The 24,173-nt window shown below is 66.0% G+C and carries 28 protein-coding genes and 1 pseudogene; 14 read left to right on the top strand and 15 right to left on the bottom strand.

All coding sequences use genetic code 11. The annotated features are described in order from the left end of the window. The first annotated feature begins 180 nt into the window (after positions 1 to 180). The 8 genes from QM682_RS13830 to QM682_RS13795 all read left to right on the top strand — a co-directional run bounded on the left by QM682_RS13830 (position 181) and on the right by QM682_RS13795 (position 6,999). A complete protein-coding gene (locus tag QM682_RS13830) occupies positions 181 to 1,404 on the top strand; it encodes a GTP-binding protein (protein ID WP_415130712.1) in 1,224 nt (407 codons plus the stop codon). A 46-nt stretch (positions 1,405 to 1,450) separates the two neighbouring features. Next, complete coding sequence (locus QM682_RS13825; RefSeq protein ID WP_415130711.1) at positions 1,451 to 1,615, top strand: hypothetical protein; 165 nt, start codon at positions 1,451 to 1,453, stop codon at positions 1,613 to 1,615. Beyond that, positions 1,615 to 1,911, top strand: a complete 297-nt coding sequence (locus tag QM682_RS13820; protein WP_415130709.1) for a DUF6525 family protein — start codon at positions 1,615 to 1,617, stop codon at positions 1,909 to 1,911. Before QM682_RS13825 ends, QM682_RS13820 begins: the two co-directional genes overlap by 1 nt. Positions 1,912 to 1,983: 72 nt before the next feature. Next, complete coding sequence (locus QM682_RS13815) at positions 1,984 to 2,652, top strand: DUF1007 family protein (protein WP_415130752.1); 669 nt, start codon at positions 1,984 to 1,986, stop codon at positions 2,650 to 2,652. Beyond that, positions 2,634 to 3,530, top strand: a complete 897-nt coding sequence (locus QM682_RS13810; RefSeq protein ID WP_415130707.1) for a nickel/cobalt transporter — start codon at positions 2,634 to 2,636, stop codon at positions 3,528 to 3,530. The genes QM682_RS13815 and QM682_RS13810 overlap by 19 nt, the downstream gene beginning before the upstream one ends. A 264-nt stretch (positions 3,531 to 3,794) precedes the next feature. Further along, a complete protein-coding gene (locus QM682_RS13805) occupies positions 3,795 to 4,700 on the top strand; it encodes an isocitrate lyase/PEP mutase family protein (RefSeq protein ID WP_415130705.1) in 906 nt (301 codons plus the stop codon). 383 nt (positions 4,701 to 5,083) lie between these two features. Next, positions 5,084 to 6,262 (top strand): FAD-dependent oxidoreductase, encoded by a 1,179-nt coding sequence (locus QM682_RS13800; RefSeq protein ID WP_415130703.1) that lies wholly within the window; start codon positions 5,084 to 5,086, stop codon positions 6,260 to 6,262. Next, the gene (locus QM682_RS13795) at positions 6,259 to 6,999 is read left to right on the top strand and encodes a hypothetical protein (protein WP_415130701.1); all 741 of its coding nucleotides are present in this window, start codon (positions 6,259 to 6,261) and stop codon (positions 6,997 to 6,999) included. The genes QM682_RS13800 and QM682_RS13795 overlap by 4 nt, the downstream gene beginning before the upstream one ends. Before the next feature lie 259 nt (positions 7,000 to 7,258). Here QM682_RS13795 and QM682_RS13790 read toward each other — a convergent pair whose 3' ends face one another. The 11 genes and pseudogenes from QM682_RS13790 to QM682_RS13740 all read right to left on the bottom strand — a co-directional run bounded on the left by QM682_RS13790 (position 7,259) and on the right by QM682_RS13740 (position 13,551). After that, positions 7,259 to 7,870 (bottom strand): ribonuclease activity regulator RraA, encoded by a 612-nt coding sequence (locus tag QM682_RS13790; protein ID WP_415130700.1) that lies wholly within the window; start codon positions 7,868 to 7,870, stop codon positions 7,259 to 7,261. A gap of 12 nt (positions 7,871 to 7,882) precedes the next feature. After that, positions 7,883 to 9,472: pseudogene (gene ilvD, locus QM682_RS13785) on the bottom strand (dihydroxy-acid dehydratase). Further along, positions 9,453 to 9,785, bottom strand: a complete 333-nt coding sequence (locus QM682_RS13780) for a hypothetical protein (protein ID WP_415130698.1) — start codon at positions 9,783 to 9,785, stop codon at positions 9,453 to 9,455. The pseudogene ilvD and the gene QM682_RS13780 overlap by 20 nt, the downstream one beginning before the upstream one ends. A 3-nt stretch (positions 9,786 to 9,788) precedes the next feature. After that, positions 9,789 to 10,424, bottom strand: coding sequence for an SMP-30/gluconolactonase/LRE family protein (locus tag QM682_RS13775; protein ID WP_415130696.1), 636 nt, complete (start codon positions 10,422 to 10,424; stop codon positions 9,789 to 9,791). Between the two features lie 42 nt (positions 10,425 to 10,466). Beyond that, positions 10,467 to 11,105 (bottom strand): ABC transporter permease, encoded by a 639-nt coding sequence (locus tag QM682_RS13770; RefSeq protein WP_415130750.1) that lies wholly within the window; start codon positions 11,103 to 11,105, stop codon positions 10,467 to 10,469. Positions 11,106 to 11,141: 36 nt separating this feature from the next. Beyond that, positions 11,142 to 11,309, bottom strand: a complete 168-nt coding sequence (locus tag QM682_RS13765; protein ID WP_415130694.1) for a hypothetical protein — start codon at positions 11,307 to 11,309, stop codon at positions 11,142 to 11,144. Positions 11,310 to 11,313: 4 nt separating this feature from the next. Continuing rightward, entirely contained in the window at positions 11,314 to 11,445 is a 132-nt protein-coding gene (locus QM682_RS13760; RefSeq protein ID WP_415130692.1) for a hypothetical protein, read from the bottom strand. Between the two features lie 3 nt (positions 11,446 to 11,448). Continuing rightward, the gene (locus QM682_RS13755; protein ID WP_415130690.1) at positions 11,449 to 11,997 is read right to left on the bottom strand and encodes a hypothetical protein; all 549 of its coding nucleotides are present in this window, start codon (positions 11,995 to 11,997) and stop codon (positions 11,449 to 11,451) included. Positions 11,998 to 12,048: 51 nt separating this feature from the next. Continuing rightward, complete coding sequence (locus QM682_RS13750) at positions 12,049 to 12,207, bottom strand: ATP-binding cassette domain-containing protein (protein ID WP_415130688.1); 159 nt, start codon at positions 12,205 to 12,207, stop codon at positions 12,049 to 12,051. After that, on the bottom strand, positions 12,204 to 12,866 hold the full coding sequence (locus QM682_RS13745) for a hypothetical protein (protein ID WP_415130686.1): 663 nt from the start codon (positions 12,864 to 12,866) through the stop codon (positions 12,204 to 12,206). The genes QM682_RS13750 and QM682_RS13745 overlap by 4 nt, the downstream gene beginning before the upstream one ends. 10 nt (positions 12,867 to 12,876) lie before the next feature. Beyond that, positions 12,877 to 13,551: a GntR family transcriptional regulator gene (locus QM682_RS13740; protein ID WP_415130684.1), complete on the bottom strand. Its 675-nt coding sequence runs from the start codon at positions 13,549 to 13,551 to the stop codon at positions 12,877 to 12,879. 431 nt (positions 13,552 to 13,982) lie between these two features. On the opposite strand from QM682_RS13740, the gene QM682_RS13735 reads away from it, so the two are divergent. Both QM682_RS13735 and QM682_RS13730 read left to right on the top strand, forming a co-directional pair. Further along, positions 13,983 to 16,079 carry a carbon starvation CstA family protein gene (locus tag QM682_RS13735; protein ID WP_415130682.1) on the top strand — a complete coding sequence of 699 codons (2,097 nt, stop codon included), beginning with the start codon at positions 13,983 to 13,985 and terminating at the stop codon, positions 16,077 to 16,079. Between the two features lie 5 nt (positions 16,080 to 16,084). After that, positions 16,085 to 16,300, top strand: coding sequence for a YbdD/YjiX family protein (locus QM682_RS13730; protein WP_415130680.1), 216 nt, complete (start codon positions 16,085 to 16,087; stop codon positions 16,298 to 16,300). A gap of 372 nt (positions 16,301 to 16,672) precedes the next feature. On the opposite strand, the gene QM682_RS13725 is transcribed toward QM682_RS13730, so the two are convergent. The 4 genes from QM682_RS13725 to QM682_RS13710 all read right to left on the bottom strand — a co-directional run bounded on the left by QM682_RS13725 (position 16,673) and on the right by QM682_RS13710 (position 19,150). Next, positions 16,673 to 16,942 (bottom strand): hypothetical protein, encoded by a 270-nt coding sequence (locus tag QM682_RS13725; RefSeq protein ID WP_415130678.1) that lies wholly within the window; start codon positions 16,940 to 16,942, stop codon positions 16,673 to 16,675. 38 nt (positions 16,943 to 16,980) lie between these two features. Beyond that, complete coding sequence (locus QM682_RS13720) at positions 16,981 to 17,265, bottom strand: hypothetical protein (RefSeq protein ID WP_415130676.1); 285 nt, start codon at positions 17,263 to 17,265, stop codon at positions 16,981 to 16,983. Between the two features lie 274 nt (positions 17,266 to 17,539). Continuing rightward, positions 17,540 to 18,385 carry a MurR/RpiR family transcriptional regulator gene (locus tag QM682_RS13715; protein WP_415130674.1) on the bottom strand — a complete coding sequence of 282 codons (846 nt, stop codon included), beginning with the start codon at positions 18,383 to 18,385 and terminating at the stop codon, positions 17,540 to 17,542. A gap of 21 nt (positions 18,386 to 18,406) precedes the next feature. Continuing rightward, a complete protein-coding gene (locus tag QM682_RS13710; RefSeq protein WP_415130672.1) occupies positions 18,407 to 19,150 on the bottom strand; it encodes an N-formylglutamate amidohydrolase in 744 nt (247 codons plus the stop codon). 209 nt (positions 19,151 to 19,359) lie between these two features. Between QM682_RS13710 and QM682_RS13705 the strand changes: the two genes are divergently transcribed. The 4 genes from QM682_RS13705 to QM682_RS13690 are packed head-to-tail and all read left to right on the top strand — an operon-like array spanning position 19,360 to position 24,172. Further along, on the top strand, positions 19,360 to 20,676 hold the full coding sequence (locus QM682_RS13705) for a M20 family metallopeptidase (RefSeq protein ID WP_415130670.1): 1,317 nt from the start codon (positions 19,360 to 19,362) through the stop codon (positions 20,674 to 20,676). Further along, the gene (locus QM682_RS13700; protein ID WP_415130668.1) at positions 20,673 to 22,262 is read left to right on the top strand and encodes an ABC transporter substrate-binding protein; all 1,590 of its coding nucleotides are present in this window, start codon (positions 20,673 to 20,675) and stop codon (positions 22,260 to 22,262) included. Before QM682_RS13705 ends, QM682_RS13700 begins: the two co-directional genes overlap by 4 nt. Continuing rightward, entirely contained in the window at positions 22,259 to 23,236 is a 978-nt protein-coding gene (locus tag QM682_RS13695) for an ABC transporter permease (RefSeq protein WP_415130666.1), read from the top strand. The genes QM682_RS13700 and QM682_RS13695 overlap by 4 nt, the downstream gene beginning before the upstream one ends. A gap of 3 nt (positions 23,237 to 23,239) precedes the next feature. After that, positions 23,240 to 24,172 (top strand): ABC transporter permease, encoded by a 933-nt coding sequence (locus QM682_RS13690; RefSeq protein ID WP_415130664.1) that lies wholly within the window; start codon positions 23,240 to 23,242, stop codon positions 24,170 to 24,172. The last annotated feature ends 1 nt before the right edge of the window (position 24,173 follow it).

Genomic DNA, 24,173 nt, shown 5'->3' with positions numbered 1-24,173 from the left:
CTTGGGGGCGAGGATGTGGCGGCCACCGATCACCACCGCGCCCAGCTTGTGGCTGATGTGCTTGCGCCCTCTGGATGCGGCGTGACCGGGCTGCATCGGCACCGGGCGAAAACGACATTGCGGAACCCGGCGATTCCGGTTATTTGAGTAACGTAATAACATTACGTTTATGGGGATGCCATGCCAGCCAGCCAGCACAAGCGCGACAAGCGCCTGCCCGTCACCGTCCTGTCCGGGTTTCTTGGCGCGGGCAAGACCACGCTTTTGAACCATGTCCTGAACAACCGCGAGGGGCGCCGGGTCGCCGTCATTGTCAACGACATGTCCGAGGTGAATATCGACGCCGATCTGGTGCGCGACGGGGCGGAGCTGAACCGGGCCGAGGAAAAGCTGGTCGAGATGACCAATGGCTGTATCTGCTGCACGCTTCGCGACGATCTGTTGCAGGGCGTGCGCAAGCTGGCCGAGGAGGGCCGCTTCGACTATCTGTTGATCGAGGGCACGGGGATCGCCGAGCCGCTGCCGGTCGCCGCCACCTTCGATTTCCGCGACGAGAACGGCGAGAGCCTGTCGGATGTTGCCCGGCTGGACACCACGGTCACCGTGGTCGATGCGATCAACCTGACCCGCGATTTCTCCAGCCATGACTTCATCGCCGACCGGGGCGAGAGCCTGGGCGAGCAGGACGAGCGCAGGCTGGTCAACCTGCTGACCGATCAGATCGAATTCGCCGATGTGGTGGTGCTGAACAAGGTCAGCGATGCCGGGCCGGCGCGCGCGGACCAGGCACGCAAGATCATCCGCGCCCTGAACCCCGACGCGAAACTGATCGAGGCCGATTTCGGCCGGGTGGCGCCTGAGGCGATCTTCGACACCGGGCTGTTCGATTTCGACCGCGCGCATCTGCATCCGATGTGGGCCAAGGAGCTTTACGGTTTCGCCGATCATCTGCCCGAGACCGAGGAATACGGCATTTCCTCTTTCGTCTATCGCGCGCGCCGTCCGTTCCATCCGGGCAAGGTCTATGACCTGCTGAACGGTGACCTGCCGGGCGTGATCCGTGCCAAGGGGCATTTCTGGATCGCCTCGCGCCCGAATTGGGCGGTGGAGTTCAGCCTGGCCGGCGCGGTGTCCTCGGTCACGCCGCTGGGCGGCTGGTGGGCCTCTGTCCCGCGCGAACGCTGGCCGACCCATCCCGACGCGCTGAGCGAGGTCGGCGCGGTCTGGGAGGAACCCTGGGGCGACCGGCGGCAGGAGCTGGTCTTCATCGGCGCGGGCATGGACAAGGCGGCGCTGACCGCCCGGCTGGATGCGGCGCTGGTCGATGCGCGGGGCTTTACCCCAGGCGCCTGGGCGAAGCTGCCCGATCCCTTCCCGCAATGGGGCCAGCGCCGGGTCGCGTAAGCGGCCCGATCCCGAACCGATCCCGACCGACCCGAAGGAACCCTTCATGAAAACCCCTGTCGCCATTGCCTGGGAACCGAACCGCCCGCCGAAGATCGAGAGGGCCGATCTGGATGGCCAGAAGGATGGCCCGAAGGATGATGAGGTCTTGACGCATGATCGGATCGACATTGCCTTTGGCCTTTTGCATGCGGGCGGGATCGTCCATTGATGGCGCGTAACCTTGCCACATCGCTCAGGCGCCGCAATCGGCCGCGCCCGATGGAGCGGTATGACCGCTTGCCGCCGGAGTTGCGCCAATGGCTTGCCGCCGCGGCGCTGCCCTGGAGCCCGCATTCGGCGCTGAAGCTTTGGAATCGCCTTTGCCGCGAATGCGGCGGCGATGCCGATGCGATGCGCAGTCGTCTCGAACTGGCCGAGGCGCGGATGCTGGCGAAGGATGCGGCGAAGACCTGGGGCACGGCCTATCCGACCGGCTGCGGGAAAGCGGGAAGAGAGTTGGCATGATCCCGCCGCTGACGGATGACGGGCGGATTGACGGGGCTGGTTATGGCGCGGCGCGGGACGTAACTCTTGACCATGCCGCGTGCGCTGATTGTCCCATTTTGCCTTGCTCTGTCCTGCCTACATCCCGCTCAGGCCGGCGCGCATCCGCATGAGTTCATCGATACGCGCATCACCTTCCGCATGGATGACGGGGGAAGGCTTGAAGCGATCGGGGTGGTCTGGGTCTGGGATGACCTGACCTCGATGCTGATCGTCGAGGATCTGGGAATGGACGGCGACGGAAATGGCGAACTGACCGGCGAGGAGAAGCAACGCCTGGCCGCGCAGTTCAGCCAATGGCCCGAGGACTATGGCGGCGATCTCTATCTCACATGGGATGGCAAGCCGGTCGAGCTTACCGGCCCGATGGACATGAAAGCCGACTATCTGAAAGGGCGGCTGGTCCTGACCTATCTGCGCGCGCTTCCCAGCCGGATTGACCTGGACCGGGCCCCGGTGACTTTGCAGGTCTACGATCCCGGCTATTATGCCTTCTACGACCTTGCCGGCATGCCCGAGGTCCGGGGCCGGGACGGGTGCCGGGTTTCCATCCACAAGGCCGATATCGGCGCGGCGCGGAAGCTTTATGATCGGCTGCTGGGACAACTGACCGAGGAAGAGATCATGGAACAGGGCAAATACCCCGAGGTCGGGGGCGCCTTCGCCGATAGGGTTGTGCTGGAATGCGCCGCACGGCCCTGATCGTCGCGGTGGCGCTTGCGCTTGCGCTGGCCGGGGCTTTCGCTCTGGGCCTTCAGGACTGGCTGTCCCAAAACGCGATCGCCTTCCAGCGCGGGGCGCAGAACGCGCTGGCCGGTGCCCTGCGCGCGCTGCGGGCGGGGCAGCCGGGCGCGGTCACCGGGTTTCTTGGGCTTTGCTTTGCCCACGGCTTTCTGCATGCGCTTGGCCCCGGACATGGCAAGGCGGTGATTGCCGCCTATGCCGCGGCCTCGTCATCGTCCCTGCGCCGGCTGATCGGCCTTGCCGCGCTGTCGAGCCTCGCGCAGGCCGCGGTGGCGGTGGTGCTGGTCCATGCCGGTGTCTGGCTGCTGGACGGTGCGCGGGATCGTGTCGAAGGGCTGGCGGGGATGGTCGAGCCGCTGTCCTTCGCGATGATCGCGGCGCTGGGGCTGATGCTGGCCAGGCGGGGCGCGGGGCGGCTGGCGGGGTCGCGGGCCGTCCCGCATATCGGGCATGACCATGCCCACGGGCCGGATTGCGGCTGTGGCCACGGCCATGTCCCCGATCCTGCCGCGCTGGCCAAAACGAAGGACCGGCGCGAGGCGGCGGCGCTGATCCTTGGCGTCGCGCTGCGTCCTTGCACCAGCGCGCTGTTCCTGCTGATCCTGACCTGGCGGTTCGACCTTGATCTGCTTGGCATCCTGGGCGCCTTTGTCATGGGGCTGGGCACGATGGCGGTGACCGCCTCGGCCGGGCTGACCGCCGCCCTGATGCGCCGCGGCGTGTTTCTGGCCCTGCCTGACGGCGGGTCCCTGAGGCCGGTGATGGCGTTGTTCGAGCTGATGCTGGGTGTGTCGATCACGGTTCTGTCCGGGGCCACGGCGCTTCGGCTGCTTTGAGGGCGCCTGACCGATCCGGGCGGCGGCGCTTTCCGGCAGAAAGGGTCTTGCGGCATGCGGTCATAAGTGAACCAGTGATGACCAAGGCCGAGGGGTCGCGGATCTGGACATCGATGAGCGGGCGCGGGGCCGTCTCGGGCGACCCTGGGGGGTATTGTCGCGGCAGTCGGCGGCTTGCGGGGGCTCGCAAAACTGTTGACAGTTTTTTCATGATGTGGCTTTCCTGCCTCATCGTCGGATAGGCTTCAGGAAGGACACAGGCTCATGAAATCCAAGGCGCGCATATTCCGGGAATTGCTGCAAAGCGAAAAGATTCTCGTCTCGCCCGGTGTCTTCGACGGCTATTCGGCCAAGCTGGTGCAGCAGATGGGCTACAAGACCGCCTGCACCACCGGAGCGGGGCTGGCGAACTCGCGCCTGGGGGTGCCGGACGTGGGCATCATGGGCCTGACCGACAACCTGGAGGCCGTGCGCATCCTGGCCCGTTCGATCGACATCCCGCTGATGGCGGATGCCGATACCGGCTATGGCAACCCCGTCACCGTCTTTCACGTCGCGCGGCTGTTCGAGGATGCGGGCGTCGTCGGCATCAATATCGAGGATCAGGTCAGCCCGAAACGCTGCGGCCATATGGCGGGCAAGGACGTGATCGACGCGCGCGAGATGGCGCGCAAGATCGAGGCCGCCTGCAATGCCCGCCGCGACGACGATTTCGTGATTCTGGCGCGCACCGACGCCATCGCCATCGAGGGGCTGGACGAGGCGATCCGCCGCGCCCGGCTTTACGTCAAGGCAGGCGCGGACCTGATCTTCGCCGATGCGATCAAGGGCGAGGAGCAGATCAAGCGCCTGGTCGATTCCGTGGATGTGCCGGTCTCGGTCAATATGGGTTTCGGGCTGCGCTCGCGCCCGACGACGCCGCTGATCCCGGTCGCGCGGCTGGCCGAACTGGGCGTCAAGCGGGTCACCCTGCCGCGCATGCTGCCGGCGGCGGCGGTGCTGGCCATGCGCAAGGCGCTGGTCGCGATGACGCAATCGCGCGAAAGCCTTGAGCCGGTGGACCGCTCGGACCTTCTGACCGACATCGACGACATCTGGTCCCTGATGGGCGAGAATGACGTGGCCGCGCTGGAAGAGCGTTACATGAACCTCGACGGCGTAGAATACTAAGCCTCGAATACGAAGCCCCGAACAAGCCCTGCCCGGCATGCCCGGTCCCATGCGCGGGGCAGGGCGCCGTTTGCGGGGGCTGGAACCGACCCGCCCCCGCCCGCAGATCCCGCCGGCGGACCGCCCAGGTCATCGCCACGCGTGACGGCGCGTGGGCGAAGGCCGTGACGCACAAGCATATTCGCGATGCCTAGGCCCGCCTTCGGGGGGATCGGCCGCCCACGCCCGATCCGGCGCCATTTCCCGCATGCTCGCACTACGAATTCGTTCTGCGCGGTTGACGCGATGCTATTTGTCGCGGATAAATGTATCTTGTATGAAACATAAACATATTACAGAATCGGCATGCAGGCCCGTGCGGGGCGTGAAGCAAGGAGAGCGGGATGGGGCGGGTGATCGTGATAGGGGCGGGTCCCGTGGGGCTGACGGCTGCTGCCGTATTGACGGCGCGCGGCGTTGATTGCCTGGTGCTGGAAAAGCGGGCCGGTCTTAGCACGGCCTCGAAAGCCTCGACTTTCCATCCGCCCACGCTTGAGATCCTGGCAGAGTTCGGCATTCTTGGGCCGATCCTGGAACGCGGGCGCAAGGCCACGCATATCCAGTATCGCGACCAGGACGGCGTTTTCGCCGAGTTCGATCACGCCCTGCTTGCGGACCGCACGCCCTATCCGTTCCGGCTGCATCTTGAGCAATCGGCGATCACGCCGCTGCTGAAGCAGGCGGTCGAGGTCTCGGGACATGGCGAGGTTCGTTTCGGCGCCGAATTGCGGGCGCTGCGTCAGGATGCCCAGGGCGTCACCGTCGAATGGTCCGACACCGAAGGCCAAATCCATGAGGAACGGGCCGACTTCGCGATCGGCGCGGATGGCGCCGGCAGCGCCACCCGTGATCTGCTGGGGCTGACGCTTGAAGGCACGCATTACCCCGGAAAGGTGCTGCGCCTGGTCGTCACAGATCCGCTGGAACAGATTTTGCCCGGCATCGGCCAGATCAGCTATGTGTTCCGGGAAGACGGCCGCTCGGTCAGTCTGCTTCAGATGCCCGACTGCTGGCGCGTCATCATCCGCCTGCCCGACGGCTTCGACGAGGCCGAGGTGACCAGGCCCGAATGGTATATGGCCGAGCTTGGCAGTTTCATCCCCGGCCTGCCCAAGCGGTTGACCCTGCGCAGTTGGGATATCTATGGCGCGCGCAAGATGCTCGCCTCGGGGCATGGCGCGGCGCGGACCTTCCTGATCGGCGATGCGCTGCACCTGACCAATACGCGCGGCGGCATGAACATGAATTGCGGCATCCACGACGCCTATACGCTGGGCAATGCCATCGCCCAGGCGCTGGCTTCCGGCCAGCCCGCCCTGGCCGAGGCCGCCGCGCGCGAACGCCGCCGCGTGGCGGAACAGGAACTGCTGCCGCGCACCGACCGCAATGTGCGCGGGGGTGCGGATTGGCTGGACGAGGTGCGCCGCCGCGCCGCCGATGCCGACAGCGCCCGCGACATGCTGGTGCGCACGACCATGCTTGATATGGCGCCGCCGCGCCTTGCCCCGGAGTCCGCGCAATGACCGTTTCGCCCGATCTTTTGAACCCCGCCGCCCGCGTCGGCGTGCTGGTGCCCCCCGCCAATCCGACCGTCGAGCCGGAACTGCGCTTCCTTCTGCCCGAGACGGTGGGCCTGCACGTCACCCGCTTTCCGGTGCGTCCGAACACCACGCTGGAGGAACGCAATGCCGCCTATCTGGACCAGTATTCCCAGCGGCTGGGCGATTTCGGCGCGATCCGCCTGGGCGCGACGGCGATCGGCCTGACCGGCCCGTCTTATCGCCTGCTGCCCGAAGGCGACATCGCGCAATGCGAGTGGCTGTCCCAGGCGGCGGGCCATCCCGTCGCCACCGCCAGCCTTGCCATCCTGCGCGCGCTTGAGGTGCTGGAGGCCAAGCGTGTCGCCCTGGTCTCGCCCTATCCCGACTGGCTGACCCGGAAAGCCGCCGCCTTCTGGACCGCCTTCGGCTGCGAGGTGACGCAGGTGGTCGCCATCTCCGAGGAGTTCCGCGCCTATGAACTGACCAGTTCCGAGGTCACGGCGGCGCTTGGCCGCGTGGATCGCGCGGGCGCCGATGCCGTGGTGATGAGCGGGACCGGCATGCTGACCGTCCCCGCCAGCCTGGATGTCGCGGGCGATGGGCTGCCCTTCCTGTCCTCGAACCTTTGCACGGCCTGGTGGCTGATGCGCACGCTGGGCCTTGCCCCCGGCGAGAACCTGCGCCGCTGCGCCCCCGCGCTGGCCGAAACCCTGTCCTGAGGCGGCGTGCCCGAAACCCGGATCGGGGGCCTGCCATGCGGGTCCGCGATTCCCACCCTTTGGACGGATGGGCCATGTCTGCGCCCTCGGCGTTTCGGGTCCGGTCCCGGCCCGCGCATCGCCGAGGGTCCGAGCCGTCGCGCGCTTGCTATCAGCGGCCGGTCTTTCTGCGCCACTCCTCGTATTTGCGCTGGCTCTCCTCGCGCGTCGGAGGGTAAAGGCCGATGATCCCGGTCCGCACTTCTTTCAGCACGAATTCCTAGAAGCTTTCCATGCCGGTGCATTCCTCGGCGATGTCATGGGCCAGATAGGCGGGGATCACCATGACGCCATCGCCATCGCCCAAGATCACGTCGCCCGGAAAGACCGGCGCATCGCCGCAGGAAATGGGGAGGTTGATGTCCAGCGCCTCGTGCAGGGTCAGGTTGGCGGGGGCCGAGGGCTTGGCGCAATAGGCGGGCATGTCCAGCGCGCCGATCCCCGCGGCGTCGCGAAAGCCGCCGTCGGACACCACGCCCGCCGCGCCCCGTATAGCCAGCCGTGTGATCAGGATCGACCCGGCCGTCGCCGCCCGCGCATTTTTGCGGGCATCCATCACCAGCACCCAGCCGGGCGGGCAGGTCTCCATCGCTACGTGCTGCGGATGATCGGGGTTGCGAAAGACGGTGATCGGGTTGCGATCCTCGCGCGCGGGGATGTAGCGCAGGGTGAATGCCTGGCACACCACCGTCTCGCCCTTCCAGGCGACGGGGGCGGCCCCCTGGATGAACTGCATCCGAAGGCCGCGCTTGAACAGCGCCGTGGCGACCGATGCGGTCGAGACCTTTTTCAGCTTGGCACGAGTTTCTTCGGACAGGACATAATCGTTCATCTTGCGCGGCTTTCAGTGGATGACGGGCTCGTCCACCGGACGGCCGAAGTCGGCTTTCAGGAAATCGAAGTCGCAGCCCTTGCCGGCCTGTTCGACATGTTTGGAAAAGACATGGCCATAGCCGCGTTCGTATTTGGGCGGCGGCGCCATCCAGGCTGCGCGGCGGGCGGACAGTTCCTGGTCCGGGACCAGCATGTTCAGGCTGCGGGCGGGGATGTCCAGCTCCCCATGTCGCCGGTCTTCAGCAGCGCCAGCGGGCCGCCGACGAAGCTTTCAGGGGCCACATGCAGCACGCAGGCCCCGAAGGATGTGCCCGACATCCGCGCATCCGACAGGCGCACCATGTCGCGCAGGCCCAGCTTCAGCAGCGCCTTGGGCATCGGGATCATGCCCCATTCGGGCATGCCTGGCCCGCCCTGCGGCCCGGCATTGCGCAGGACCAGCACCGTGTCGGGCGTCATGGGATAATCCGGGTCATCGATGATCCTCTTCAACTCGGGGTAGCTGTCGGCCACAAGCGCCGGGCCGGTGTGGCGGTGGAATTTCGGGTCGCAGGCGGCGGGCTTGATCACCGCGCCGTCGGGGCACAGGTTGCCCTTCAGCACCGTCAGCGAGCCTTCGTGATAGACCGGGTTCGACAGCGGGCGGATCACGTCGTCATTCCAGATCGGCGCGTCCTCCAGCCCCTCGACCAGCGGGGCCCCGTAACCGTGATCGGTTCGGGGTGCAGCTTGCCGCCCAACTGCCGCATCAGCGCGCGGATGCCGCCGGCATAGAAGAAATCCTCCATCAGATAATCCTTGCCCGAGGGGCGGATGTTCGCGATCACGGGCGTCGTGCGGCCGATCCGGTCCAGATCGTCCCGCTCCAGTGGAATGCCCGCGCGCCGCGCCATGGCGATCAGGTGGATGATGGCATTGGTCGAACAGCCCGTGGCCATCGCCACCGTCACCGCGTTTTCGACGGCCTTCGGCGTGATGATCCTGTCGGGGGTCAGATCCTCCCACACCATGTCGACCACGCGGCGGCCGCATTGGGTGGACATGCGCCGATGGTTCATGTCCGCCGCCGGGATCGACGAGGCGCCGGGCAGGCAAAGACCCATCCCCTCGGCGATCGCGGCCATGGTGCTGGCGGTGCCCATGGTCATGCAACGGCCATAGCTGCGGGCGATCCCCGCCTCCATCCCCTGCCATTCCTCGCGGGTGATGGTCCCGGAGCGGTGTTCGTCCCAGTATTTGAACATGTCGGTGCCGGAACCAAGGTATTTGCCCGCGTAATTGCCGCGCAGCATCGGCCCGGCGGGCGGAAAGACAAAGGGCGGCCCGACCGAGATCGCCCCATCACCAGCGCGGGCGGCTCGATCGGAAAGCCCCCGGCCTGCAACACGCCGCGCTTGACCCATTCCACCCGGTCCTTGAAATGCATGTGGCAGGGCTGGGCATCGGACCAGGTGTTGATGATGGCGATGACGGGCCTGCCTTCCCAGCCCTTGGGATCATAGCCCATCTGCATGGTGCGCGACCGATGCCCCGAGGAGCGCCGGTCGTCCGGCGCGAACCAGCGCGAGGAGCGAAGCTGTTCATAGGTCTTGCTGGTCATGGCGACACCTCTGGCTGGACGGCGGTAGCTGCGGGGCGGTGGTTGCGGGGCGGGCAGGTGCTGAAAGGGCCATGGCGCCCGAAAGGGTTTCGCCGGCGACCGGCACATCCATCCGTGGCAATCCGGGGCGGCTGATCGCGTCGGGCAGGTGGCGGATCGGTTTCCGATGCGGGGACCAGCCGGGGGACCAGCCATCGAATGGCGGGATTTCGTCCCGGAACCGTGCGGTTTGAGGCGTGAATCCGGGATATGCCTCGGTCAGCCAGCGGCCCAGATTGTCCGATGCCCCGGTCAGAAGAAGCAGTCTCTCCATCGCTCAGACCCCCTTCATGCGCGTGACGGGCACGCCGGCAACGGGCGCCGGCGCAAGAAACAGCCCGCCCGACAGCGGATTTTCATCGCCCAGCCGATGCGAGGTGACGGCCATCCGCCGCAGGCCCGGCCCGCAAAAACACGGCATGGTCGGGGCGGGCACCGGAAAGGGCACACGCCGGTCCAGCGCGCCATCCGGCGAAAAGCGGTTGATCACCCCGGCGGAAACCCCGGCGCTCCAGTAAAACCCCTTGGCATCGCAGGCCCCGCCATCGGGGCGGCCCGTCGCCTCGTCCAGGACGCGGATGCGGCGGCGGTTCGCGGGGGCGCCGGTCGCGGGACCGAAGTCGAGCAGGTCGATCCACGGTCCGCGCGAATCCGACCAGAACATCCGCCGCCCCTCCGCGCTCCATGCCAGCCCGTTGGAAATCTCGACCCCGCCGTCGATCACCACCCCGGCACCCGCCGCCGGCACCCGGTAAAGCCGCGAGATCGGCCGCCTTTCCGCCCGCCCGTCCAGCGCGATCCGGTGGATCAGCCCGGCCTCGATGTCGCACAGAAACAGGCGGCCGCGATCCGCGTCCCAGACCGGGCTTTCCAGCAGTCGCCCCTTCAGATCGGCCAGTGGCGCGAAATCCATCACCGGGCATCCTTGACGCTGCGGATCGCATCCGGGCCGGGCCTAGTGCTGCGCCGGCTGACGGGCGCGGGCCACGATCTGCGTCGGGTTGACGAAGCGCAGCGCGATCAGCAGCCAGATCAGCGAGGTCACCATATAGATCACCGCCATGGCGTCGAGCGACTGCACCGAGCGCACGCCCGCCGCGAAGACCGAATAGTAAAGCGAGACAACCAGCGTCCGGCTGGTGGGGCCGGCGGTCAGGAAGGTCAGTTCGGACATCGCGACGGTGCGCACCAGAACCAGCAGCATCGCGGCCTGGATGCCGGGGGTCAGCATGGGCAGCAGCACATGGCGAAACAGCTTGAACGTGCCCGCGCCAAAGACCCGCGCCGCCGCCTCGACCTTGGGGTCGATCTGTTCGATGAAGGGGATCATCACCAGAATGACGAAGGGCACGGTCGGCACCAGGCTCGCCACGACGATCCCCCAGAAGGTGCCGCCCAGCCCGACCTGATACAGCGCCGTCGCCAGCGGGATGCCGAAGGTGATCGGCGGAACCAGCAGCGGCAGCAGAAAGATCAGCATGACGATCTTTTTGCCCGGAAAGTCGCGCCGCGCCATCGCATAGGCCGCCGTCACGCCCAGAAAGCCCGACAGCAGAACCACAAGGCCGACGACCTGGAAGGTGACCAGCAGCACCTGGCCCAACTGGAACTCGGCCCAGGCGGCGGCATATCAGCGGGTGGTGAGGGCCTCGGGCGGCCATGTCCCCAGCCAGCGAGAGCCGAAGGACGAAACCACCACGGCCGCGATCACCGCCAGCACGTTCAGGATGAAAAAGCCGGTGATCAGCCAGACGAAGGCGATCCAGGGCTTCGAAAGCGGAGTCGTGTCACGGATCACCGGATCAGCCTTTCCCGCCGGTGGTCAAGCCGCGATAGAACATCGAACACAGGCCCAGAAGCAGCGCCACCAGGCGCTGACGCAGGCCGGGGCCCTCGGGGGCATGGGCGGAGAGATGGGTTTCGGTCCGGGCCATGCCTTATCTCCGTCCGCCGGCATAGACGGGGGCGCGGCCCGCATCGACGCCAAGAAGAATGCGCGCGCCGGTCTCGACCGGGCGGGCGGCGTGGAAGATCAGTTCGGTTCCATCCTGCGAACGGGCGGTGCCGACGCATTCCCGGCCCCGGTATTCGATGGTTTCGGCCACCGCCTCGACGCCGTTCGCCGTGCCGCCGCTTTCCGTAACGTCATCGCCGCGCGCCGCCAGCGTGGCGGTATCGCCGATGGACAGCACATTCATGGCCCGGCCGGTCAGGCGGTTGCGAAAGCCCATGAATTCGGCCACGTCCAGATAGGCGGGGCTTTCGTAAAGCTCGTGCGGGGCGCCGACCTGCCGGATCGAGCCGTCGCGCAGCACGACGATGCGGTCGGCCAGCGACAGCGCCTCGTCCTGATCATGGGTCACATAGATCGTCGTTGCGCCCAACTGGTTGTGGATGCGCCGGATTTCGGCCCGCATCTTCAGCCCGAAACCTACGTTGTCGAGCACGGTCATATGCGGAAACAGCGCATAGTTCTGAAATGCCAAGCCAAAGCCGCGATCCTCGGGCTTCAGCCGGTCGATGCGGCGGTCGTCGATTCAGATGCCGCCGCCGGTGGTGCCCAAAAGGCCCGCGATACAGTTCAGCGCGGTGGATTTCCCGCAGCCCGAAGGGCAGAGAAGGGCGATGAATTCGCCTTTTTCGATGGTCAGGTCGATTCCGTTCAGCGCGTTGAACGCACCGAACGACCGGCTCATCCGATCGAGCCTGAGATGAGAGAAGGACATAGAGGCAAGCGACATGCTTTGGTTCCCGTGCTTGGGCGCGGATATGGGGCACCCGATGCGGACCGCCTTGGCCCGCACCCGGCATTTCTTGGGTGAAAGTCGCGGCCGGCCGAGCCTTTCTCGTCCCAGAGGCGAAAGGCCGCGACCATGGCCGAGGGTTCCAGCGGCAGTTCGACCGGGTTGTTCGCGATCCAGTCCTCGTATTCGGGACGGCCGAATTTCGCGATGATGTCCTGGCTTTCCCGCGGCGCCATCGACAAAGGCACATCCTTCACCGCCGGGCCGGGATAGAAATAGCCCGCGTCATAGGAATAAGCCTGCTGTTCGGGTTGCAGCGCGAATTTGATGAATTCGACCAGCACCGCCACCTTGTCCTCGGACACGCCCTTCGGGATCAAGCCGTAATGCGCGTCGCAGACCCAGTGGAGCCCGTCCGTATCGGGCAGCGAGACGACTTTGGTCCAGATGTCATCGACCAGTCCCGCCGACAGCGCGCCCAGGCCGACGATCACCATGTCGATGTCGATGCGCCCGGTCATGGCCGCGTCGATTTCGCCGGCGGAATCATAGGCAGTCGCATGCACGCCCGAGATGCCATGCAGCACCCGGCGGTAATCCGTCGGTTCCATTATCCTCTCCCTAGGGGGTCGGCTTGAACACCAGCCCGATATGGACCTGGCCCGCCGCAAGGATGTGCTCTCGCATCAGCCGTTCGGCGCGATCCTCATCGCGTGAGACGATCGCCAGCATGATCGCCTCATGTTCGAAGAATGAGGTGTGGCGGACCTCTTTCCCGGCCAGCACGGTCACCCGCGCGGCATGGTCGTAAAGTCTTTGGGCATTTTGCAGGCGGCGCAGGTATTCGCAGCCCGAAGCCTCGTGGATGGTGTCGTGGAAGATTTCGTCCAGCTTGATCAGCCGCGCCACATCGGGGGTTTCCATCGCGATGCGCATCTTGCCGATGGTTTCGCGAAGGCTGCCGAAATACAGTTCCGTGCCATGCCGGGCGGCCTGCCGGGCGATCACGCTTTCCAGTGCGGCACGGGCCAGGGTCATTTCCTCGGCCTGCCGGGGGCTGAAATTGACGAAGGTGCCCCGGCGCGGTTCGGTGCGGGCCAGGCCCTCGCTTTCCAACTGACGCAGCGCCTCTTTCAGCGGGCTGGTCGAGTTTCCCAGATCGGCCGCAAGCTGGCGTTCGTTCAGCCGCATTCCCGAGGAAAGCCTGCCCGAGATGATCGCATCGCGCAGCGTGTCGTGAACATGGTCGCGCAGCGATTTTTGCCGGATCGGTGCCAAAGGCGTCACATCGTTCATCCGGTCAGCCTCCCCTCCGACCGGCAGCGGGGATTCCCGCTTGTCGTTGGTTATATGCGCGAAGGGCTGATGCGCCAATATCTGATACATCAGTTATCAACTGGCGCTTGAAAGATGTCGACGGCGATAAGCGAGCGCCTGGGATGCCGCCTGACCTTATCGGCGGCTGGCCGGCGCCCTGCATATGAACCAGGCCGGCCATGACATGGTGCGGACCCGCCCCACGAACGCGCTTGCGCGCGTGCGGGTCGCTGATCATACTCGCCCATGGGGAAGAGCGGTTCGAAGGCAGAGCCACCTGAGGTAAAGCCTCAGGAAAATCAAAGCACTGACCACGCTCGACTCACCCGCTTCAGGCGCGGATGGTTCCGCGCCCGGCGGTTCAGGACAAGGTCGGCCCGAGGAAGCCGACGCGCAGGGGAGGGACGGATATGGCGGAAATGCAGGCGCCACGGCGCAAGGCTTGGGATCACTGGCTGGTCTGGGCCATACTCGCGGCGCTGGCCGCATTCGGACTCGCGCAGGTGTCCATCGCGCGGGGCGAGCATGTGAATGCGTTATGGATGGTCGTGGCCTCGGTCTCGATCTACCTGATCGCCTATCGCTATTACAGCCTGTTCATCGCCCGCCGGGTGATGCGGCTGGACCCGGCGAGACCGACCCCGGCGCATCGCTTCAACGATGGGCTCGATTATGTCCCGACCAACAAATACGTCCTTTTCGGCCACCATTTCGCGGCCATCGCCGGGGCCGGGCCGCTGGTCGGGCCGGTGCTTGCGGCGCAGATGGGCTATCTGCCGGGCATGCTGTGGATCCTTGCGGGCGTCGTCATCGCGGGCGCGGTGCAGGATTTCATGGTGCTTTTCGTCTCGATGCGGCGCGACGGGCGGTCGCTGGGCGATCTGGTCCGGTCCGAGATGGGGCCGGTGCCGGGGATGATCGCGCTGATCGGCACCTTCCTGATCATGATCATCATCCTGGCGGTGCTGGCGCTGATCGTGGTCAAGGCGCTGGCGGACAGCCCCTGGGGGATGTTCACTGTCTCGATGACCATCCCGATCGCGATCGCGATGGGGGTCTATATGCGCTACATCCGCCCCGGCGCGGTGGGCGAGGCGTCGATTGCCGGCTTCATCGCGCTGATGGCCGCGATCATCTTCGGCGCGAATGTCGCGGCAAGCCCGACCTGGGCGGCCGTCTTCACCTTCACGCCCACGCAGCTTTGCTGGCTGCTGATCGGCTATGGCTTCATCGCCGCGACCCTGCCGGTCTGGCTGATCCTGGCGCCGCGCGACTATCTGTCCACCTTCCTCAAGGTAGGCGCCATCGCCGCGCTGGCCATCGGGATCGTGGTGGTCGCGCCGGATCTGAGGATGCCCGCGTTCACGCGCTTCATCGACGGCACCGGCCCGGTCTGGTCGGGAAACCTGTTCCCGTTCCTTTTCATCACCATCGCCTGCGGGGCGGTGTCGGGCTTTCATTCGCTGATTTCGTCGGGGACCACGCCGAAGCTGATCGACAATGAAGAGCACGCCCGCTTTATCGGCTTCGGCGGGATGCTGATGGAAAGCTTCGTCGCGATGATGGCGCTGGTCGCGGCCTCGATTATCGACCCCGGCGTCTATTTCACCATGAACAGCCCGGCGGCGCTGATCGGCACCACGGCGGAAAGCGCGGCCGCGCAGGTCACCGCCTGGGGCTTCCCGATCACGCCCGAACTGATCCACGAAACGGCGGCGGATGTGGGCGAGACGACGATCATCTCGCGCGCGGGCGGCGCGCCGACGCTGGCGGTCGGCATGGCGCATATCTTCTCGAACGTGATCGGCGGCAAGGCGATGATGGCCTTCTGGTATCACTTCGCCATCCTGTTCGAGGCGCTGTTCATCCTGACCGCCGTGGATGCCGGCACCCGCGCGGGCCGCTTCATGCTTCAGGATCTGCTGGGGGTGTTCGTGCCGAAGATGCGCAACACCTCATCGCTGGGCGGCAATATCATCGCCACGGGTCTTTGCGTCGCGGCCTGGGGATTCTTCCTTTATCAGGGGGTTACGGATCCGCTGGGCGGGGTCAACACGCTTTGGCCGCTGTTCGGGATCGCAAACCAGATGCTTGCCGCCATCGCGCTGATGCTGTGCACCGTCGTTCTGTTCAAGATGAAGCGCGAACGCTACGCCTTCGTCACGTTGATCCCTGCGGCGGGGCTGGTGGTGGTGACGCTGACGGCGGGCTTGCAGAAGGTGTTCTCCGGCACTCCATCGGTCGGCTTCCTCGCCCATGCGCGGCGCTACCGCGAGGCGGCGGCGAATGGCGAGGTGCTGGCCCCGGCCAAGGATCTAAGCCAGATGGGGCAGATCATCTTCAACGACATGGTGGATGCGACGATGGCCTTCATCTTCGTCGCATTGGTGGTCAGCATGATTTATTTCAGCACCCGCGCCTGTCTTGACGCCTATCGCGCCCGAAGCTGGACCGCGCGCGAACTGCCCGAAGAACTGAACGGCCCCACGGCCACTCCGGCGGAGTAAGGAACATGGCAACCAGCCTGAGAAATACGCTGACCACCTGCCGCAAGCGCCTGCGCGAGGGTGCCCGGCTGATGATCGGCGTCCCCGATTACGACACCTATGTCGCCCATATGCGCGACGCCCATCCCGGCCAGCCGGTGATGAGCTACGCCGAATTCTTCCGCGAACGGCAATCCGCGCGCTATGGCGAGGGTTCGACGCGGGGATTTCGCTGCTGTTGAAACTGGAAGGGGGGGCCTCGTTCCGGGGCCCCCCTTTCGCCGCAGACATCCCATGAGACGCGCGGCCGTCATGCCGGCATAAAACGCCGGCAGCGTGCGATCCAGCGCCGTCCAGCGGGGAACCCATGGCGGCGCCTTTCAGCCCGCGAACCGGGTTTCTTGCCGGGTGAAAACCGCCCCCGGATTCGGATGCCCTGTCGGGTTCGCACGGCTGATGCACCCATCCGCGCTTTTCGAGCCTCTCCCGAGATCGCAGCGGCGCTTTGCGGCAATGGATGGGCAGCCGTCCAACCGGCTATGGATGCCGCGATGACGCTTGGAAATCCTTCACTTCCTTATGCGCCTGCCGGGATGTCGGGGGATGGGCGGCGCTCAGCCGCAATCGCCCCCGCCGCCTCCGCAGTCCCCGCCGCCTCCGCTGTCGCCTTGGAAGCCGCCGCAGCTATCGCCGCCGCCGCTGCCGTGCCTGCCTACTCCATAGCGCAGGTCCGCCGCGTGTATCGCCCAGGGGATCAGCGCGAAGACGGGGGCGAAGACATAGCGAAGCGGATCGCCGTCATAGGGGGGCATGACAAGCATGATCAGGCCAAAGCCAAACGCCGTGCGCGGAAAGAACGGGTTGGGGCGGGAAAAGATCCGCATCGCGACACCTCATCTTTGTGTCCCTTTCGGGCATATGATCAGTCTAGAAGATTTTTCTGCGGTTGACGAGTGGCCTGGCCTTCCGGTCGTGCCGCCCTGGCCTGGCCGGTCAGCGCGGATATGCGGCGGGCGATTGTTCCGGCTAACGGGCAGAGCGTGCCGAGATGGCAATGATCCTTGAGCGTGATCCGAAACTGAAATGTCCTCTTGAAGGCCGCAGGAAGCAGATCGGGATCGGAATGGATTTCGATGAGGGGATGCAGCATGGCCGGAAATTCGCCCTTGGTCACGCTTTTGGCAGAGGCCGGGGCATCGGATTTCAAAGCATAGATGCATTTTCCCGCCCCTTTGATGCCGCGCGACTACGGCAGGTAGATGCCTGACGGGGCGACGAAGGATTCGGGCCGATGCCTTTGTTGCGCGCCCGGCAGGAAAGATCGCCTGCCCGCGATCAAGACAGATCGTCAAATCATTCAGGATAAAAGAATTATGGGCATGGGGCCCGCAAGACCTGCAAGGGGCCGTGATCGCGGCGTCAAGGCCGGTGCGTCCCGTAGTCCCGCCGGCCTGTTTCCCTAAGGTAACGCGCAGCGCGGTTCAGTCATCCTCGGTGACGCGGTTGTGGCGCCGGATGCGCTCGATATGCATGACACGCGCGCGCAGGCGGTCGTTGGTATCGATGATATGGGCGACCAGCGCCTCAAGCTGCGCCAGCGCCGGAACCATCGAGTCATAGGGCGACGACACCTCGACCGGGCAGGTGAAGCTAAGGCTGGCATGCGACGCGGCGGGCGACTGCCATCGGTCGGTGAACAGGATGATCCGCGCCTCGGTCCCGGCGGACTGGGCAAGGAATTCGACCACATCGCGCTGATAGCGGCGGTAATCGAAACCGATGACCAGATCGCGCCGCCCCAGATCGACCAGCCGGTCCAGGTCCGAGCGCGTCGGCTCTCCGATCGAGGTGATGCCCGCGCGGAACTGCACCAGATACGCGGCCAGTATCCCGGCCAGAAAGCCGCTGAACCGCCCGCCGACCAGCAGGACGCTGCGTGCCTCAAGGATCATGCGAGCGGCGCGGTCGTAAGTCTCCAGCGGCACGCTGATGCGGGCCTCGTCCAGCGCGGCCAGCGCCGATTCCAGATAGGCCGGGGGGGTCTCCATCGGCTCGGACAGCGCGCGGCTGCGCATCATCACCAAGGGCGAGCGCAGGCGCTCTTCAACCTCGTCGATCAGCCGGGTCTGGAAGGCGGTGAAGCCGTCGAAGCCCAGCTTCGCCACCAACCGGCTGACCGTGGGGTCCGAGACGCCGGCCCGCTTGGCCAAGCTGGCGGCGGTGCCGAGGCCGGCGCCGGGGAAATCGTTCAGCAACGCCTGCACGATCCGCGTCTCGGCCGGGGTAAGGGCCACCTGGCCGCTGCTGAGCAATTCGCGCAATTGCATCCGTGGCTGCCCCCCCTCGGTTCAGATCCCTGCCAGCGTCTTTGCCAGCCGTTCGGCCCAGTCTCGCGCCCCGTCCGGCTCCGCGATCAGGTCATTGCGCATTTCCACCAGCAGCGCGTCAAGCCCGCGCGCATCGCCATGGACCGGGATCGCGTAATCCTCGTCCAGGGCGATGCGATAGGGTTCGTCCAGCGCAAGGCACAGGTCCGGGTCGCGCCGCGCGACGGCGGCCAGCAGCGCCTTGGCCAGCGGGCGCGATTTCAGGGCCAGCACGCCCAGATGCCAGGGCCGCGCCACGCCGAGGAAGATGGGCGTGAAGCTGTGGATGGCGACGATCCGCGTCCGCCGCCCCCCGGCCGCGCGCGCATCAAGCAGCGCCGCCACCCGGTCGTGGAAAGGGTGGAAATACGCGGCCTCGCGCCGGGCGCGCTCTTGCGCCGAAAGGGCGCGGTTGCCGGGAATTCCAGTCGCTTCCGAACGCTCGGGGATGCTGCCGGCCGCGCCGATCGGGCGGTTGAGGTCGATCAGCAGCCGCGAATAGCCCGCCGTGACGCAGACCGCATCCATCCGCCGGGCCATGTCCAGCGCGACGGCCGCAGCGCCGATATCCCAGCCGATATGCGCCCTGTTTCCCCCCGGCGGCAGGCCCAGCAGCCCATAGGCCGGCGGGATGAAGCACGAGGCATGTTCGCACAGGATCAGCCAGTCCGATCCGCCTTGCGGATTGTGGACCGTGACGGGCGGGGGCAGGGGGGATTGGGTCATCATTGCTTTGGCACGCTGCTTGGTTGCGGACGCATGCGGCAAATATCGTATGCATTCTTACACTTTTCCATTAATAATAATGAAATGAAAAAATATTGACATATGGCCGGTGTCATCCGTTAATGACCAGGCTCCTTGCGGGGCTGGTGGATCGGAAAGGGGCCCTCATGCCGAACAGTCTGCGACAGGCAGTGGACAAGGCGTGGTCCGTGCTGGACGCAGAACCGGACTGGCCGGTCGATCTGGCGGCGCGGCTGGTGCGCATCCCCTCGGTCAACCCGAAATTCCCCGAGGGTAGCAGCATCGACATCTTGGGCCGCGAGGCCGAGGTGCAGGCGGTGCTGGATACCGAACTGTCCGCGCTTGGGCTGACCACCCGGCAATGGGATGCGCTGCCGGGGCGCCCGAACCTGATCGCGAAGACCGAACCGGGCGCGGCGGGCAAGTCCCTGATCCTGTGCGGCCATGTCGACGTGGTGCCGGTGGGCGATGCCGCCGGCTGGTCCTGGCCGCCCTTCTGCGGCGAAATCCGCGACGGCCGCTTGCTGGGGCGCGGCTCGCAGGACATGAAGGCCGGCCTGGCCTGCTGCGTCGGCGCCATCCGCGCCATCCGCAAGGCCGGCATCCGGCTGGAAGGGCAGCTTGCCCTGCACTCGGTCGTGGACGAAGAGGCTGGCGGTTTCGGCGCGCAGGCGGCGGTGGCGGCGGGCGAGCTGGCGGATGCGCTGATCGTGGCCGAACCCGGACGCGGCGAGGTGTTCGTCTGCGAGGGCGGGCTGGACTGGCTGCGCGTGACCATCCGGGGTCGGTCGGGCCATTCCTCGCTGCGCTATCAGGGCTATTGGCCGCAGCCGGATGCCCTGCGCAACGACAACGCCCCGGTCAGCGCCGCCGATCTCGCCACGCGCTTCCTGCTGGCGCTGCGCGAATACGAGGCCGGGATCGCGCGGGCGGTCACGCATCCGCTGATGCCCTCCGGCGTCAACCATTTCGGCGTCGGCGTGGTGCGCATCGGCGTCGGCCTGGGCGCGGACGGGTTGCCGCAGATCATGTCCAATCCCGGCATCTGCCCGGATGTGGCCGTCATCGACATCGATCGCAAGTTCATGCCGCATGAGACGACCACGGCCACCCGCGCCGATTTCGAGGCTTTCGTCGCCGCTTTCTGCGCCACCGACCCGTGGCTGCGCGACAACCCGATCACGGTGGAATGGGACCTCTATGGCCTGCATTTCCCGCCGATGAACACCAGCCCGGATCACCCGCTGGTGCAGTCCATCACGGCGGCACGGGCGCGGCTGGGCCATGCGCAGACGCGGATCGCCGGCATGACCGGCGCCACGGATGCCGCGCATTACGCCGCCGCCGGCGTGCAGGGCTTGCGCTATGGCCCAGCCGGCGCCAACCAGCACGGTGCCGACGAATGGGCCGATGTGGCCTCGATCCGCGAAACCACGAAAATCCTCGCCGCCGCCATCATCGACTGGTGCGGGGTCCGGGGCAACGAACAGGGAGAACTGACATGACGTTTCACCGCAGCCTGCGCGCCGGTCTGGTGGCGATGCTTCTGGCCGGCACGGCCCTTCCCCTTCACGCCGAGACGCTGAACTGGGCGCGGGCGTCGGATGTGCAGACCCTGGACCCGCATGCCTATAACGAGAACATCACCCACGCCTTCAACCACCAGATCTATGAGCCGCTGGTGGCGCGCTCGGACGATGGCAAGCTGATCCCGGTGCTGGCGACCGAATGGCAGAACCTGGCCGACGACCCGACCATCTGGGAATTCAAGCTGCGCCCCGGCGTCACCTTCCACGACGGCACGCCGTTCGAGGCCGACGATGTGGTGTTTTCGTTCGAGCGCGCGCTGTCGGACACGTCGAACATGCGCTCGCTCCTGGCCTCGGTCGATCGGGTCGAGGCGGTGGATGCGGGCACCGTGCGCGTTCACACCAAGGGGCCCAGCCCGCTGCTGGTCAACAATCTGGTCAACATCTTCATGATGAACCGCGACTGGGCCGAGGCGAACAAAACCGCCAAGCCGCAGGACTTCAAGGCCGGCGAAGAGAATTTCGCCTCGCGCAATGAAAACGGCACCGGCGCTTATAAGCTGGTCAGCCGCGTGCCCGACAGCCGGACCGAACTGGCCGCCTATGACGGCTATTGGGGCAAGGGCCAGTTTCCGCTGGATATCGACCGCATCGTCTATACCCCGATCCAGTCGCCGGCGACGCGGGTGGCGGCGCTGCTGTCGGGCGAGGTGAACTTCCTGCAAGACGTGCCGCCGCAGGATATCGAGCGGCTGGAAACCTCGCCCGGCATCAAGGTCGTGCGCGGGCCGGAAAACCGGACCATCTTCTTCGGGACCAATATCGGCGCCGACCATCTGGAATTCGGGCAGGCGCGGGGCAATCCCTTCGCCGATCTGCGGGTGCGGCAGGCGATGAACATGGCCATCGACCGCAAGGCCATCCAGAAGGTGGTGATGCGCGGCGAGTCGATGCCGCTGGGCACCATCGCGCCACCCTTCATCAACGGCTATCGCGAGGAAATGGGCGTGCTGCCGGCGGTGGATATCGACAAGGCCAAGGCCCTGATGGCCGAGGCCGGCTATGGCGACGGCTTCAGCGTCACCCTGAATTGCACCAATGATTCCTTCGTCAATGACGAGGCCATCTGCCGCGCGGTCACCGGCATGCTGGGCAAGATCGGCATCGACGTGAAGCTGGACGTGCAGCCGGGCGGCGTCCAGTATCCCGCCATTGCCAGCGGCAAGACCGATTTCTACCTGATGGGCTGGGGCGTCTCGACCTTCGACAGCCAGTATATCTTCGACAATCTCGTGCATTCGCGCACCGGGGGATATGGCGCCTGGGCCTCGATCAATTACGCCAACCCGGAACTGGACGCCAAGATCGAGTCGCTGGCCTCCGAGCCGGACACCGCCAAGCGCGACGCCACCATCGCGGAAATCTGGGATGTGGTGCAGGGTGAGCAGCTTTATCTGCCGATCCACCTGCAAATGCTGGCGCGGGCAAGCGCCCAGAAGCTGGGCATCACCTCGAACTATGCCAATGCGATCTTCGTCAAAAGCGTGACGGTCGCGCCATGATCATGTTCCTGCTGCGCCGGATCGGGCAGGCGGTTCCGGTCATGCTGGTGACCGCCTTCCTGTCCTTCGCCGCCTTCCGCTTCATCGGAGACCCGGTGCAGAACATGCTGGGGCAGGATGCGACGGCGGCGGACCGGGCGCAGCTTGAGGCCACGCTGGGGTTGGACCAGCCCTTTTTCGTGCAGTTCGGACGCTTTGTCTGGAAGGTGCTGCATGGGGATTTCGGCATCTCGACCCGGATGGGGCGGCCGGTGCTGGACCTGATCGTCGAGCGGTTGCCGGCCACGCTGGAACTGGCGGTGCTGTCCTTCGTTGCCGCGCTGGCCATCGGCATCGTGCTGGGCGTCTTCGCCGCGCTGCGCCCCGGAAAGCTAAGCGCGCGGCTGGTCATGTCCGGCTCGCTTCTGGGGGTGTCGCTGCCGAATTTCCTGATCGGCATCGGGCTGATCTATGTCTTCGCGGTGCAACTGGACTGGCTGCCGCCCTTTGGTCGTGGCGAGGTCGTGCAACTGGGCTGGTGGTCCACCGGGCTGCTGACGGTCTCGGGGTGGAAGTCGATCCTGCTGCCCGCCATCTCGCTGGTGCTGTTCCAGGTGGCGCTGATCCTGCGGCTGGTCTGCGCGGAAATGGGCGAGGTCCTGGCCTCGGATCACATCCGCTTTGCAAAGGCGCGCGGGCTGCCCGACCGGCTGATCAATTTCAGCTATGCGCTGAAGAACACCATGGTGCCGGTCATCACGGTTTCGGGGCTGCAACTGGGTTCCATCATCGCCTTCGCCGTGGTGACCGAGACGGTGTTCCAGTGGCCCGGCGTGGGCCTGCTGTTCATCAACGCCATCAACTTTTCGGACGTGCCGATCATGGCGACCTATCTGCTGCTGGTCTCGCTGATCTTCGTGACCATCAACCTTGTGGTGGACGGTCTTTACTATCTGTTCGATCCGCGCCTGCGCGCGGGCGGCTCGGGGCATTAGGGCATGAAGACGCAAGCATCCCCCGGCCTGTGGCGTCGGTTCCGGGACTCGGACCTTGGGCATGCCTTCCTGACATCGCCCTTGGCGGTGATCTCGCTGGCGGTGCTGGTGGCGGTGATCGGGCTGGCGGCACTGGCGCCGGTGATCGCGCCGCAGGACCTGCGCATATCCGGCAATGTCGACCTGATGAACGGCTTTACCCTGCCTTTCAGCCGCAACGAGTTCACGGATGAATTCTTTCTGCTGGGCGCGGACGATCAGGGCCGCGACATGGTGTCGGCGGTGCTGTTCGGGGCGCGCGCCTCGCTGATGGTGGGCATCGCCGCCGTGGCGCTGGCGGCTATGATCGGGGTGACGCTGGGGCTGATGGCGGCCTATTTCGGCGGCCGGATCGACGCGATCATCATGCGGCTGGCGGATGTGCAGATGTCGATCCCCTCGATCCTGATGGCGCTGCTGGTCTTCGGCCTGACGCGCTCGATCCTGCCTTCGGGGATGCGCGATGCGATGGCGATCTATGTGGTGATCCTGGCCATCGGCCTGTCGGAATGGGTCTCTTATGCCCGCACCGTGCGCGGCGCCGCGATGATCGAGATGCGGCGCGAATACATCCAGGCGGCGGTGATGATGGGCCGCCCGGCGCGGGCGATCCTGTTTCGCCACCTGCTGCCCAACGTGGCGCGGCCGATCCTTGTGATCTCGACCATCAGCTTTGCGCTGGCGGTGATCGCCGAGGCTACCTTGTCCTATCTGGGCGCCGGGCTGCCGGCCACGCAGCCCTCGCTGGGGACATTGATCCGGGTGGGCCAGCAGTTCCTGTTCTCGGGCGAGTGGTGGATCCTGACCTTTCCGGCGCTGGTGCTGCTGGTGCTGGCGCTGTCGATCAATCTGCTGGGCGACTGGCTGCGCGACACGCTGAACCCAAGGGGGCGCTGAC

It is taken from the genome of Paracoccus sp. (in: a-proteobacteria), from assembly GCF_047605025.1.
GTDB lineage: Bacteria > Pseudomonadota > Alphaproteobacteria > Rhodobacterales > Rhodobacteraceae > Paracoccus.
The sequence above is the reverse complement of the archived record's forward strand: the minus strand, read 5'-3'. Positions and strand labels throughout refer to the sequence as shown.